We start from the raw sequence: 13,055 nt of genomic DNA, 5'->3' as shown, positions 1-13,055 counted from the left end.
CCGGCCCGACGGTCAGCCGGTTTCGAGCAGACCGCGCACGTAGGCGGCCTGGCCCACGTGTTGCAGGTCGTCCTCGGCGATGCTGACCAGCCGGACGCCGAGGGTGACCGCCGGGTCCCACGACTCGTCGACCACGCGGTCCAGGTCCGCCGGGCGCAGGCCGGCCAGGAACTTTCCGGTACGCGAGGCGACCGCCCCGTAGTAGTCGACCAGCGCCTGCGCGCTCTCCGGCCGCACCGCCTCGACCTGTGCGGGCGAGTGCCCGTAGCCCGTGTTGTCAGGGTCGGCGGTGAGCCCGAACCGACCCGCCCAGTCGCCACTCACCCAGATCTGCTCCGCGTCGAGCAGGTCGGCGACGTGATGGTCCTGCACGCGGGTGAGGTGCCAGACCAGCCAGCCGATCGAGTTGTGGCCCGGGCCGGGCGCCCAGTGCAGCTGCTCGGGGCGCAGCCCCTCGACGGCCGCGCGGACGAGGTCGGGCAGGCGGTCGTACGCCTCGGTCAGCAGGTCGTTCACGTCCACGGGCACGTCCTCCTGGTCGGTTTCCCCTCAGGTACCGCTGGCCGGTCCGCTCAAACCTCGGCGACTACGGTGATCAGGTGGTCGCCGCGTTGGAGTTGTATCTGGACCCGGACGCCACCCGGCGGATCCGGGTGCTCTGGGACGCCCTGGAGGCCGAGGGCGTGCAGAGCATGCGTTCCCTGTGGGAGCAGCGCCACCGGCCCCACGTCTCGCTCGCGGTGGCCCCCCGCTTCAACCCCGACCAGGTCGCGGAGGCGCTGCGCGGGACGGTCGTCGCGGCCCCGCTGCGACTGGACTTCCAGCACGCCGGGCAGTTCGTCGGCCGGGTGCTCTGGCTCGGCCCGGCGCCCACGCCGGAGTTGCTCACCCACCAGCGGATGGTGTCCGAGCGGCTCACCTCGGCCGGCATCCCCCTGGCCGAGCACTACCTGCCGGGCCGCTGGGTGCCGCACTGCACGCTCTCCATGCGGGTGCCGAACGCGCTGATGGCCGCGGCGGTACGCCGCTGTCTTGAGGTGTTGCCGCTGGCCGCGACGGTGGTCGGGGCGGCGCTCACCGACCACGCCCGCGGCATCGCCCACCCGCTCCCCTGACCCACCGCCACCGCGCGGGAGCCGGACCGGTGTCCGCAGTGGACCGGCGTGCTCACCCGTCGCGGCGCTGTCGCGCGGAGACCGCCGCCAGCGCGGCGGCGAGTGTGACCGACGCCCCGGCTCCCAGCAGCAGGCGCGGACCCAGCGGGGCGAGCACCCCGGCCAGCCCGGTGCCGAGCGAGGCGGCGGCAACCTTGAGCGCCGCCGTCGACACGAACACCTGCGCCCGCACGGCGTCCGGCGCGTACGCCGACCGGGCCGCCAGGGTGGCTGCGAAGAGCGGCGCGGTCGCCGCCCCGGCCAGGGCGAACGCGGCGACCGCCAGCGGGAAGCCGGGCACGGCGGCACAGAGCGCGACCGCCACCGCACCGAGCGCCGCCCAGCGGACGGTGAGCCGCTCCGGCACGCCGGTCAGCGGGAAGGCGGTGACCAGGAGCGCGGCGGCAAGGTTTCCACCGCCGTAGACCGCCGCCAGCAGCGCACCGGAGACCGCCTGCCGGCCGAGGTCCGCTGCCAGCGCGACGGCGAGCACCGATATCGCCCCGCCGGTCACCGCGGCAACAGTGGTGACGGCGGTGACCCGGCGCAGCGGCCCGGACCCGAGCACGGCCCGGAGCGCGCCCCGCGCGGGCGGCCCGGTCCGCGCTGAACCGCCCCGACCGGGCGCCCTCGGCGGCAGGGTGCCCACCAGTGCCGCCGCGAGCACTGTGGCGGCGGCCAACCCGACCAGGGACATCCGGGGCCCGAGCAGCGCGGCGAGGGTCGCCACCACGGCCGGACCGGCGCTGGCGCCGATCCCGTACGTCACCGCGTCCCAGCCCTGACCTCGACGTTGCGCCCGCTCGTCCGGGTCGAGCAGCGCGGCAAGCCGGCTGCTCAATCCCCCGGTCAACAGGGGCCCGCAGATCCCGGCGACGATCAGCAGGGCCGCTGGCACACCGACCGGCACCCGGCCGAGCAGCAGCCCGGCCGCCGCGACCGCCGCGGCGTAGGTGGCGAAGCCGACGGCCAACCGGCCCCGGCCGTCCGGCGCCCGGTCCAGCCACCGACCGAGCACCGGCCCGAGCAGGTGCGGTGCGGTCAGGCAGGTGGCCAGCAACCCGCCGAGAAGGGCCGGACGGGCCGCGCCTACCGCCGGCAGGGTGGCCAGCAGCACCACTCCCACCGCCGCGCCGGCGTCCGCACCTCGGGCGAGCGTCGCGGCGACGAGGTAGCGGGGCAGTGCCCGGCGGGCGGGGACGACGGGCGGGAGCATCTCGGCAGTTCGGCTCACCCGGTCCCGCTACCCACTCGGGCGGTCCGGACAACGTCGATGCGTAATGTCCGGTTTGGCAGGTCACAGTCGGAAACCCGAAAACAAGCGGTGCGAATGCGGCCAGGCGTGGGAAGGTTCGAGGTGGCTGTCGTACCGGTGGCAACCCGCCAGCGCGTGGTTCGCCCGACCGGTGGCGCGCTGACGCCGCGCCGCCGACGACGGCTTCGACGAGGAGAGGCGGGGCCCATGCAGGCTCAGCGCAGACCAGCACGTGCGGAGCGGAGCCAGACCCGGGACGACCGGACCGGCGGCGGCATGACCGGGGCGGCGACGCCACTGACGATCTGGGCCGCCGCCGTCCTGCTCGGCCGGATCGCCGCCGGCGACGACGACGTCGAGGACGAACGGCACATCCTGCGCGGCATCGAGTGATGGCGACCGGATGGCTCACAGCCAGCCGCGCCGCTTGAAGATCACGTAGAGGGTGCCGCAGACCAGCAGCATCAGCAGCAACGCGAACAGGTAGCCGAAGCGCCAGCTCAACTCCGGCATGTGGACGAAGTTCATCCCGTACACGGTGCCGATGAGTGTCGGGGCGAACAGGATCGCCGCCCAGGACGACACCTTCTTCAGCTCCTCGTTCTGCGCGTAGCTGGCCGCGGTGAGACTGCGCATCTCCTCGTTCTGCTGCTGCGAGACGAGGGTGGCGTTGACGGTGAGGATGTTCTGCAACAGGTGCCGGAACCCGTCCACCCGCTCCACCACCTGGGTCAGGTGGTCGGTCACGTCCCGCAGGTAGCGGCGCAGTTCCTCGTCGGTGTCGACACTGCTGGCGCCGTCGGCCAGCGCGTCGAGCACGGTGAGCAGTGGGCGGGCGGCCCGCTGGAACTGGATGACCTCGCGACTGAGGCCGTAGATGCGCCGGCTGGCGTTCGGGTCGCCGCCGAACACCTGGGTCTCGATCTCGTCGATGTCGTTCTCCAGCCCGGCCACCACCGGCGCGTACCCGTCGACGACCTGGTCGAGGATCGCATACAGGACCGCCTCCGGGCCCCGGGCGAGCATCGGCGCCTCGGTCTCCATCCGCCGCCGCACCGCGGCCAGATCCGGGACCTCACCGTGCCGGACGGTGACCACGAAGCCCGGCCCGATGAACAGGTGCAGCTCGGAGAACTCGACCTCCTCGCGGAGGTCGTCGTAGCGGGCGGCGCGCAGCACCACGAACAGGGTGTGCCCGTACCGCTCCAGCTTGGGTCGCTGGTGGGCGTTGATCGCGTCCTCGACCGCCAGGTCGTGCAGCCGGAACTCCCGGGCCAGCGACGTGATCTGCTCGATGTTGGGCCGGTACAACCCGATCCAGGCCATCGCGCCGTCCTGCTCCTGCAGGCAGCGGTACGTCTCGGCGAGCCCGGACGGCGAGGCGAAGCGGTGCCCCCGGACGTAGACGGCGCTGTCCACCAGGCCGCCGGTGGGCGAATCGGGCGACACCGCCGACGGCGGCGCGTCAGCAGTGGTCTCGTACTCGTCCAGTTGGCGACCGAAGCCACCACCAGGGCGGAAGCGACGGCCACCGACCATGCCCTGTCCCCTCCCCCGGCGCCGTGCGGCCCGGTGCGCTGCCACCAAGCCGGGGGCGCTGCATCCCCCGCGTCCGCGGCCCGAAACCCGCCCGTCGCCGGGTGGGTTCCGGGCACCCGGGGACGGGCGCGGCCCAACCGGCGGATACTCACGGTGACCATGGGCGGATGACGGGGGACGCGCCGATGGAGGTCGACAGGCGCGGCAGACGGCTGCGGGGGTGGTTGCTCGACGCGGGCTCGGACCAGGCCGTGCGGCACCCGGGACCGCACGGACGCCCACCGGAGCACCGGCACCATCCGTGGTGGAAGGTCATGTGCCTGACCGGCGTCGACTACTTCTCCACCCTGGGCTACCAGCCGGGCATCGCGGCGCTGGCCGCCGGGGCGCTGTCGCCGGTGGCGACGCTGGTGCTGGTGCTGGTGACGCTGCTGGGCGCGCTGCCGGTCTACCGGCGGGTGGCGGTGGAGAGCCCGCACGGTGAGGGTTCCATCGCCATGCTGGTACGCCTGCTGGGCTACTGGCCGGGCAAGTTGCTGGTGCTGGTGCTGCTCGGTTTCGCGGCCACCGACTTCATCATCACCATCACCCTGTCGGCCGCCGACGCCACCGCGCACATCGACGAGAATCCGTTCTGGCCGGACGGGTTCAAGGGGCACGAGGTGCTTGTCACGCTGGTGCTCGTGTCGCTGCTGGGCGCGGTGTTCCTGAAGGGATTCACCGAGGCCATCGGGATCGCGGTCGTCCTGGTCGCGGTCTACCTGGGGCTGAACGCGGTGGTGGTGGTCGACGCGCTGTGGCGGGTGGTGACGCACCCGAGCGCGGTCGATGACTGGACCACCGCGCTGACCACCGGGCACGGCGATCCCCTGCTGGTGGTCGGGCTGTCGCTGCTGGTCTTTCCGAAACTGGCGTTGGGGCTGTCCGGTTTCGAGACCGGGGTGGCCGTGATGCCGAGCGTACGGGGCGACCCGCAGGACTCGGAGGCGCGACCGCTGGGCCGGATCCGGGGCACGCGCCGGCTGCTCACCACCGCCGCGGTGATCATGAGCGTCTTCCTGATCACCAGCAGCGTGACGACGACCATCCTGATCCCGGCGGAGGACTTCCGGCCGGGCGGGCCGGCGAACGGCCGGGCGCTGGCCTACCTGGCGCACCAGCACCTCGGGGAGGTGTTCGGCACCGTCTACGACCTGTCCACCATCGGGATCCTCTGGTTCGCGGGAGCGTCGGCGATGGCTGGTCTGCTCAACCTCGTCCCCCGCTACCTGCCCCGCTACGGCATGGCACCGGCCTGGGCGCGGGCCGTCCGGCCGCTGGTGCTTGTCTTCACCGCGGTGGCCTTCCTGATCACTGTCGTCTTCGAGGCCAGCGTGGACGCGCAGGGCGGCGCGTACGCCACGGGTGTGCTGGTGTTGATCACGTCGGCGGCGACCGCGGTGACGCTCGCGGCGGTCCGGCGGCGTCAGCGCGGGCGCACCATCGCGTTCGGAGTCATCGCCGTGGTCTTCGTCTACACCACACTGGCGAACGTGGTGGAACGCCCCGACGGCGTCAAGATCGCGGCCTGTTTCATCGGTGGGATCATCGTGGTCTCGCTGCTGTCCCGGGTGTCGCGGGCCTACGAGCTACGGGTCAACCGGGTCGAGCTGGATCCGGTCGCCACCCGGATGATCGACGAGCGCTCCGGGCGGCGGATCCGCCTCATCGCGCACGAACCGGACCACCGGGACGTGGCCGGGTACCGCGCCAAGTTGGCGCAGACCATGGCGGACAACGACTTCCCCGACGACAGTGACGTGATCTTCGTCGAGGTGCACGTCACCGACCCGTCGGACTTCGAGACCGAGCTGCTGGTGCGCGGCCGCATGGCCGATCACCACTTCGCGGTACTCAGCCTGACCAGTTCCTCGGTGCCCAACGCGCTCGCCGTCCTGCTGCTGGAGATCCGCGACCGGACGGGCCGTCGACCGCACATCTACTTCGAGTGGAGCGAGGGCGGCCCGGCCCGCAACTTCCTGCGCTACCTGGCGTTCGGGCAGGGCGCGATCGCCTCGGTCACCCGGGAGATCCTGCGCCGCCAGGAACCCGACCCGTGTCGCCGGCCGCACGTGCACGCCGGCTGACCTGCGTCCCACCAGATGCTCGACATGATCGTTCTGGCCGAGGCGCTAGCTTTCTCGGATGAGCTACGACATGTTCGTACGGCGGTTCGAGCAGGGCGATGCGGCGCCGATGGCGGGTGAGGCGTTCCTGGCCGTCTTCGAGCCTCGCGTCGACCGTCGGGAACGTCAACACAGCTACTGGCACATCAGCGCCGATGACGGCGGCACCGCAGACGTCTACGCCGCCCTTGCCGGCGGCACGATCGCCAGTCTCATGATCAGCCATTTCTCCGCCGGTGCCACTCTCGACATGCTCGTCGAGTACATCGGGCTTGCTGATGCTGTCGTGCTTCCACCTGGCTGCCCCACCTTGCTGGCGCACGAAGGACAGCGGCACCACCTTCCCGACGAGCTTCGCGCCGACGCCCTGGTCGTCCAGGCGGGTGCGGACATAGAGGCCGTCCTGCGGAGCTGCTAGGCGAGTAAGTCCTGACCCAAGGCTGGGGCTGCGGCGAAGGGCGCTTTCCATCTGCTTGGCTGCCGCCATGTCGATGTGTTGTTGAGCGGTATACCTCAGAGGTATGAATATGACTCTGAGGTATACCGCTCACTACCGCATCCGCCCCCATGGAGGTAACCGACCGTCACGGTCGGCCGCCGGCTGCGCCCACCGCCCAGCCAGGGTTAGGCGTCGGCTCCTCGCTTGCGTGCCGCACACCTGAGCCCAGGCGGGCCGATCAGTCGTTGGGCTCGCGTCCCAGCAACCGGATCTCCTCGTTGTCCAGCGCGGCCTGGAGTTCCTGCAGAACCAGGTCGTCGATCTCCCGGTTGTCGCGCAGCCGGGTGATCTCCCGCCGCTTGTGCGCGAGGACACCGAGGCGCAGTCGATGTTCCAGGCGACGTTCCTCGGCGGTGTTCCCCCCGGTCTCGTTCACGTCCGCCAGGTGCCGCTGGTACTCGGCCTGCAACCGGCGCACCGACTCCTCCCGAGCGCCGATCTCGGCGGCGACCTGCGGTAGGGCGGCCAGCCCCGCCTCGGTGGCGCGTCGCTGGGCATGCCTGGTCTCGTCGACGCGTCCGGGGTCGCCGACCAGCCCCGCCCAGCGCACCACAAGCGGCAGGGTGGTGCCCTGAATGAGCATGATCAGCACGATCACCAACGCGGTGACGAAGATGATCAGGTCACGTTCCTTCACCGGTTGACCGGAGACCGTCATCGTCGGGACGGCCAGCGCGGCGGCGAGCGACACCGCGCCCCGGAACCCGGACCAGCCGCCCACGGTCCCCACCCGCCAGCCGGACGAGCCCCCGCCCCCGTCCACCATCCGGCGACGGCGCAGCCGGGCCGACTGCGTGGTGAGGTAGATGAAGAACAGCCGGGTGAACACGACGACCAAAGTGACCACCAGGACGATCACCAGCGCCCGCTGCGGCGACGTGCTGGTGATGCCCCGCACCGCCCGGGGGATCTGCGTGCCGAGCAGGACGAACAGCCCACCGTTGATCAGGAACGTGGTCAGGTTCCAGAACGCGAACGCCAGCACCCGGGACCGGGCGCGGATCACCCGTGGGCCGGCGTAGGCAAGCACCAGCCCGGCGACCACCACCGCCAGCACCCCGCTCGCGTGCACCGAGTCGGCGAGCAGGAACGCGCCGAACGGTGTCAGCACACTCAGCGCGCCCTCGCGCAGCGGATCGTCGAGCCGTTTGCGGATCAGCACCACAGCGGCCCCCACCAGCAGACCCGCGAGTACGCCGCCGACGCTGGCACCGACGAACTCCTCGCTGATGCCCAGCACGCCCGGCTCCGCGCCACCGGTGAGCAGACCCACGGCCACCGCGAAGATCACCAGGGCGGTCCCGTCGTTGATCAGGCTCTCCGCGTGCAGCGTGGTGAGCAGCTTGCGGGGCAGCCGTTTGGCGAGCCCGGTGACCGCGGCGGCGTCGGTCGGCGCGAGGACCGCGCCGAGCACCCAGGCGGCGGCGGAGTTCACGCCGAACGCCTGCGCGGTGAACGACACCGTCACCATGGTGAGCACCACAAGCACCACGGCGAGCAGCCCGATCACCGGCAGGTTGGCCCGGATCTCCCGCAGGCTGATGGTGAGGCTCTCCCGGTACAGGATCGCCGGCAGGAAGATCAGCAGCACCAGGTCCGGTTCCAGTGTCACCTTGGACAGCGCCGGCGTGAGCCCGAGCAGCACCCCGAACGCGATGAGCAGGACCGGCGGGGCGACCCGGTACCGACCGCCGAGCGTGGTGCCGATCAGGACGGTGCCGCCCAGCACCACGATCAGGACGAGCACCCCCACGCGTACCCCCTCGATCGTTGGCGCGACGGTGGACGCGCCGGTGGTTACATCTGACCGCACCCTGGTTGCCGGTTCGGCACGTTCCGGCAAGTCGCCGGGGGACGCCGCGACGGCGCTCAGGTCGGGTCGTCGGCGCGGACGCGGACGGTGAGCGCGTGGGCGGTACGGCGGTGCGCGGCGGCTTCCTCGTCGCGGCCCAGGGCTGCGGCCAGATCGGCGAGGTGCCCGGCCACCGGGCCGACGGTGACCACTCCGCTGCCGGCGGCCAGTTCGGCGGCGGCCGGTCGGAGCGCGGCGGCGACCCGCTCCATTGTCGGCCGGTCGCCGATGGCGAGCGCCGCCCGAGCGGTGAGGCACAGCCGCACCTCGCGCAACAGGTCGTGCGGCCCGTCCGGGAGGGCCCGCAGCGCCGCCCGGGTGGCTGCCTGGTCGCCGTCGGCGGCGAGCAGCAGGGGCCGGACCCAGGGCTCGTGCGGGCCCCAGTCCAGCCGCGCCCAGTCCTCGTCGTCCGGCCCGGGGATCGGCCGGCCCCGCCCGGCGGCGCCTGCCAGCGGGGCTTCGCTGACGGCGTCGGCCAGTCGCAGGCCGAGCAGGGCGAGCGGCAGCAACCCCGGGGCCAGGCCCGGCATGGCGTCGACGGGCAGGCGTGCGGCGGCAGTCCGGTACGCGGTCGCCGCCGCGTCCCGGTCGCCGCCCATCGCCAGGCGCAGCGCGGCGTACCAGCCGGTGAAGACTCCGACCAGCGGCAACTCGTACCGGTGCGCGAGGTGGTCGGCGGCGCGGGCGTGCGCGTCCGCGCCGGCCCGGTCGGCCCGCGCGCAGCAGGCCTGGACCAGGATGAGGTGACCCAGCACCTCGAAGGTCACCAACTGCCGGGGAGTGGCCAGGTCGACCAGTTCCGCGCCGATGCTCGCCCGCTCGTCGGCCAGCCCGACGCTGTGGAAGGCGTGCATGAAACGCGCGTTGAGCGCGAACGCCAGCAGCCCGGGGTCCGCGACGGTCCGGGCGATCCGCTCGGCCTCGGCCGCGGCCCGGCGGCCACGGTCGTCGGTGCTGCCCCGCAGCTCCAGCGCCAGCGTGCTCAGCAGCCGGCTGCGTTGCGCCGAGCCGGTCGGGCCGAGGCCGGTCAGGGCGTGCTCGGCGGCGCGCACGATCCGCTCGGAGAGCGCGTCGTCGTCATTGCGGGTCCAGATGGCGGGCACGTCGAAACCGGCAAGCACCTCAGCGGTCAGCCGGGGGTCGCCGACCGCCTCGGCGTCGGTGATCGCCGCGGCGCGGTACCGCCGCGCCTCGGCCAACCGGCCCGTCACCGCCAGCCCGCGCCCGAGGCCGAGCATCGCGCCGAGCCGTTCGCGTCGCTCGTTCTGCCCGGCCCGGTCGTACGCGTCGAGGACCTGCGCCCACAGCCGGGCCGCCTCGTGCGGGTTGCCGTCCCGTTCGGCCTGTTCGGCAGCGGTTCGCGCGTAGCTGGCCGCGCGGTGGGCGGCCGCCCGTCCTCCGGCGTGCAGCAGGTGGTGGGCGAGTGCGGCGGGGTCGACGGGCTGCTGCCGCTGCATCGCCTCGGCCACGGCGGCGTGCCAGGCCGCCCGACGGGACGCGGACAGGTCGGCGTAGAGCGTGTCGCGGACCAGGATGTGGGTGAACCGTAGTCGCCCCTCGGGCTCCCGCTCGGTCAGGAATCCGGCCTGCAACGCGCGGTCCACGGCGTCCAGCAGGGCCGCCGGGTCGTCCGCCAGCGCGCCGAGCACCGCGGGGTCGAGGTCCCGGCCGAGCACTGCCGCCTGCCGCAGCACGGTCTGGGTCGGCGCGGGCAACTGTGCGAGGCGGTGCCGGATCACGTCGCGCACCCCCGGTGGCACCGCCGCCAGCGCCGCCTGACCCGCACCGGCGTACAACTGGGCCAGCTCCCGGACGAAGAACGGGTTGCCGCCGCTGCGGTGGTGGATCAGCCGGACGGTGGGCGAGTCCAGCTCGGTGCCCGCGACGGCGCGGGCCAACTCGCCGGTCGCCTCGGCGGACAGTCCGCCGAGGTATTCCCGCACCGGTTCGAGTCCGGCCGCGCGGGCCAGCGCGGCCGTCAGCTCCGGGTTCAGCTCGGTGGCCCGGTAGGTGCCGAGGACCAGCACCGGCCCGGTGGCCGGCCGCGGGCCGGTGAGCAGGCCGATGAGCAGGTCCAACGTGTCCCCGTCGGCCCGGTGCAGATCGTCAAGGACCAGCAGCAGGGGTCCCCGGTCGGCGACGGCGGAGACGAGCGCCGCCACCGCACGGTGCCGACGGAACCGGGCCACGGCGGGATCACTCGGGCCGTCGCTCACCGCCGGTGCGGCGAGCCCGCCGCCCACCGACCCGGCCGGCTCGGTCAGCGCGTCGGTGATCTGCGTCCACGGCCAGGCGGTCGGGGCACCGTCGTACTCGGGGCTGCGCCCCCATGCCGTGCTCCAGCCCGCTGCGGCGAGCTGCCGGGTCAGCGCCTCGGCCAGTGCGGACTTGCCGGCGCCCGGGTCCCCGCTGAGCAGGGCGAGCGTTGGCCGACCCGGGCGGGTGGCGGCCTCGGCGGCGTCCCGCAGCCGCGCCAACTCCGCGTCCCGCCCGACGAACGGCCGCCCTGGCGCCGACCCCGACCCGCCACCGCGAACGGGTCCGGCCGGGACGGACAGCGCGGGAGTACGGGTGAGGTGTGCCGCCTGGGCCAGGATGTCGGCCTCCAGCCGCCGCAGCTCGGGCCCCGGGTCCACCCCCAGCGCGGACACCACCGCGTCGCGGGCGTCGCGCAGCGCGGCCAGCGCCTCGCCCTGCCGTCCGGCGCGGTAGCGGGCCAACGCGAGCAGCCGCCAGGCGTCCTCCCGCAGCGGATGGCCGGCGAGGTGGGCGGGCAGGTCGGCGGCGGCCTCGTCCGGCCGACCCAGCGCGAGCAGCGCCTCAGCCCGCCGTTCGACGGCGAGCATCCGCAACTCGTCCAGCCGGTTGATCTCCGCGACGGCCCAGAGCGCGCCCGCACAGTCCACGTACGCGGGTCCGCGCCAGAGCCCGAGCGCCGTGTCCAGCGCGGCCAGGGCCGGTGCGGGCAGTTCGGCCGTCAGCAGTCGTCCCGCCTCGCCGACGGCCGCCTCGAAGCGTGCGGCGTCCACGGCGTTCGGGGCGGTCCGCAGCACGTACCCGGAGGGTTCGGTGACCAGGAGGCGGGGTGGCTGCCGGGGCGGCCGGTCGGGCTCCAGCGCCCGGCGCAGGTCGGCGACGAAGGTACGGATCGCGCCCACCGCGCCGTCCGGCGGCACCTCCCACAGGTCGTCGACGAGGCGATCCACCGGCACCACCCGGCCGTGGGCGATCAACAACCGGGCCAGCACCAGGCGCTGCCGGTGCCCCCGCAGCGGGACGGGCACGCCCCCGGCGGCGGCGGTCACCGGCCCGAGTACGCCGAACGTCACCTCCACCGGTGGCGTCGGTTGCCTGGTCATGGCACCAATCTAGGCGGCTGTGCCGGCCCGCACTGATTCGGCGCTGACCGTCTGCTGATCACCGCGGAGCAGGCTCGACACCGTACGACGGCGACGGGTCACCGCCCGAGCCGGCCCTGCTCACCAGGAAGGTTCCCCGTGGAGCCGAGGATCAACGGATTCGACTACCAGCGCGTCACCGTCGCCGACGGCGTGACGCTCGCCGCCGCCGTGGGTGGCTCCGGGCCACCGATCGTGCTGTTGCACGGCTTCCCGCAGACCCACCTCATGTGGCGGCACGTCGCTGCCGACCTGGCCGCCGACCACACTGTCATCTGCCCGGACCTGCGCGGCTACGGCGACAGCGACAAGCCGGTGGACGCGGACGGCACCGGGTACGCCAAGCGGACCATGGCCGCCGACGTGGTGGCCCTGGCCGGTGCGCTCGGTCATGAGCGCTTCGCCCTGGCCGGGCACGACCGGGGCGCCCTTGTCGCGTTCCGCGCCGGCCTCGACCACCCGGCGGCGATCAGCCGGCTCGCCCTGCTCGACGTGCTGCCCACCCTGGACATGTGGGACGTGCTGCACGGCGTCAACGCCGCGGTCGCCTTCCACCTGTACCTGATGGCGCAGCCGCCGGGCCTGCCCGAGGAGCTGATCGGCGGCAGCCCGGACGCGTTCTTCGGCCACTTCCTGGACGTCTGGACCCGCGACCCGGGTGCGCTGCCGGCCGAGGTGCGCGCCGCCTACCTGCGCGCGTCCCGCGACGCGGTGGCCTCGATCGTCGCCGACTACCGGGCGTCCGCCGGCATCGACGTCACCCACGACACCGCCGACCGGGCGGCGGGCAACCGGCTGCGGATGCCGGTGACAGTGCTCCAGCAGGACTGGGGCGCGGCGCTCGGCTACGACGCGGCCGGGGTGTGGCGGGCCTGGGCGCCCGACCTCGAACACCAGACGGTCACCTGCGGGCACTTCATGGCCGAGGAGGCACCCGCGGTGGTGGTCGGGGCGCTGCGCGCCCTGCTGCGACGCTGATCGGCCGTTGCTGAGCGGAGGTCGCCCACGGTAATAATTCCGACACTCCGCGCCGCCGAGGGCGCGTGGCCGCCACCGCTGCGCGCCCCGGCGGCCGCACATTGCCGAATATGGTCCTGACCTGCGGAAATGCGACTTCGCACAGGTGGACGCGAACCGGTCGGCGGTGATACACAGGCAGATATCGGCAGCCAACGGCGGCGAGTCGCCAATCG

General features: G+C 73.4%; 10 protein-coding genes. 5 read left to right on the top strand and 5 right to left on the bottom strand.

Features of this window, described 5'->3' with window-relative positions; translation table 11 throughout:
* Positions 1–12: 12 nt before the first annotated feature.
* On the bottom strand, positions 13–522 hold the full coding sequence (locus ACQPWW_RS10895; RefSeq protein ID WP_433131674.1) for a mycothiol transferase: 510 nt from the start codon (positions 520–522) through the stop codon (positions 13–15).
* Positions 523–599: 77 nt separating this feature from the next.
* Here ACQPWW_RS10895 and ACQPWW_RS10890 point away from each other — a divergent pair, with 77 nt between their 5' ends.
* Positions 600–1,115, top strand: coding sequence for a 2'-5' RNA ligase family protein (locus tag ACQPWW_RS10890; protein WP_433131672.1), 516 nt, complete (start codon positions 600–602; stop codon positions 1,113–1,115).
* Positions 1,116–1,167: 52 nt separating this feature from the next.
* On the opposite strand, the gene ACQPWW_RS10885 is transcribed toward ACQPWW_RS10890, so the two are convergent.
* Complete coding sequence (locus ACQPWW_RS10885) at positions 1,168–2,388, bottom strand: MFS transporter (RefSeq protein WP_433131670.1); 1,221 nt, start codon at positions 2,386–2,388, stop codon at positions 1,168–1,170.
* A 228-nt stretch (positions 2,389–2,616) separates the two neighbouring features.
* Here ACQPWW_RS10885 and ACQPWW_RS10880 point away from each other — a divergent pair, with 228 nt between their 5' ends.
* On the top strand, positions 2,617–2,802 hold the full coding sequence (locus ACQPWW_RS10880; protein WP_355031086.1) for a hypothetical protein: 186 nt from the start codon (positions 2,617–2,619) through the stop codon (positions 2,800–2,802).
* Positions 2,803–2,817: 15 nt separating this feature from the next.
* On the opposite strand, the gene corA is transcribed toward ACQPWW_RS10880, so the two are convergent.
* On the bottom strand, positions 2,818–3,948 hold the full coding sequence (corA, locus tag ACQPWW_RS10875) for a magnesium/cobalt transporter CorA (protein ID WP_433131668.1): 1,131 nt from the start codon (positions 3,946–3,948) through the stop codon (positions 2,818–2,820).
* A gap of 167 nt (positions 3,949–4,115) precedes the next feature.
* Here corA and ACQPWW_RS10870 point away from each other — a divergent pair, with 167 nt between their 5' ends.
* Both ACQPWW_RS10870 and ACQPWW_RS10865 read left to right on the top strand, forming a co-directional pair.
* A complete protein-coding gene (locus ACQPWW_RS10870) occupies positions 4,116–6,074 on the top strand; it encodes an amino acid transporter (RefSeq protein WP_433131666.1) in 1,959 nt (652 codons plus the stop codon).
* Between the two features lie 58 nt (positions 6,075–6,132).
* Positions 6,133–6,531, top strand: a complete 399-nt coding sequence (locus ACQPWW_RS10865; RefSeq protein ID WP_433131664.1) for a hypothetical protein — start codon at positions 6,133–6,135, stop codon at positions 6,529–6,531.
* Positions 6,532–6,790: 259 nt separating this feature from the next.
* Here ACQPWW_RS10865 and ACQPWW_RS10860 read toward each other — a convergent pair whose 3' ends face one another.
* Entirely contained in the window at positions 6,791–8,425 is a 1,635-nt protein-coding gene (locus tag ACQPWW_RS10860) for a Na+/H+ antiporter (protein ID WP_433131662.1), read from the bottom strand.
* A 56-nt stretch (positions 8,426–8,481) separates the two neighbouring features.
* Positions 8,482–11,823, bottom strand: a complete 3,342-nt coding sequence (locus tag ACQPWW_RS10855; protein WP_433131660.1) for a BTAD domain-containing putative transcriptional regulator — start codon at positions 11,821–11,823, stop codon at positions 8,482–8,484.
* 138 nt (positions 11,824–11,961) lie between these two features.
* Between ACQPWW_RS10855 and ACQPWW_RS10850 the strand changes: the two genes are divergently transcribed.
* Positions 11,962–12,840, top strand: coding sequence for an alpha/beta fold hydrolase (locus tag ACQPWW_RS10850; protein WP_433131658.1), 879 nt, complete (start codon positions 11,962–11,964; stop codon positions 12,838–12,840).
* Positions 12,841–13,055 lie beyond the last annotated feature (215 nt).

Source organism: Micromonospora sp. CA-240977 (assembly GCF_050942285.1).
Classification (GTDB): domain Bacteria; phylum Actinomycetota; class Actinomycetes; order Mycobacteriales; family Micromonosporaceae; genus Micromonospora.
This window is presented reverse-complemented; position numbering and strand designations above follow the sequence as displayed.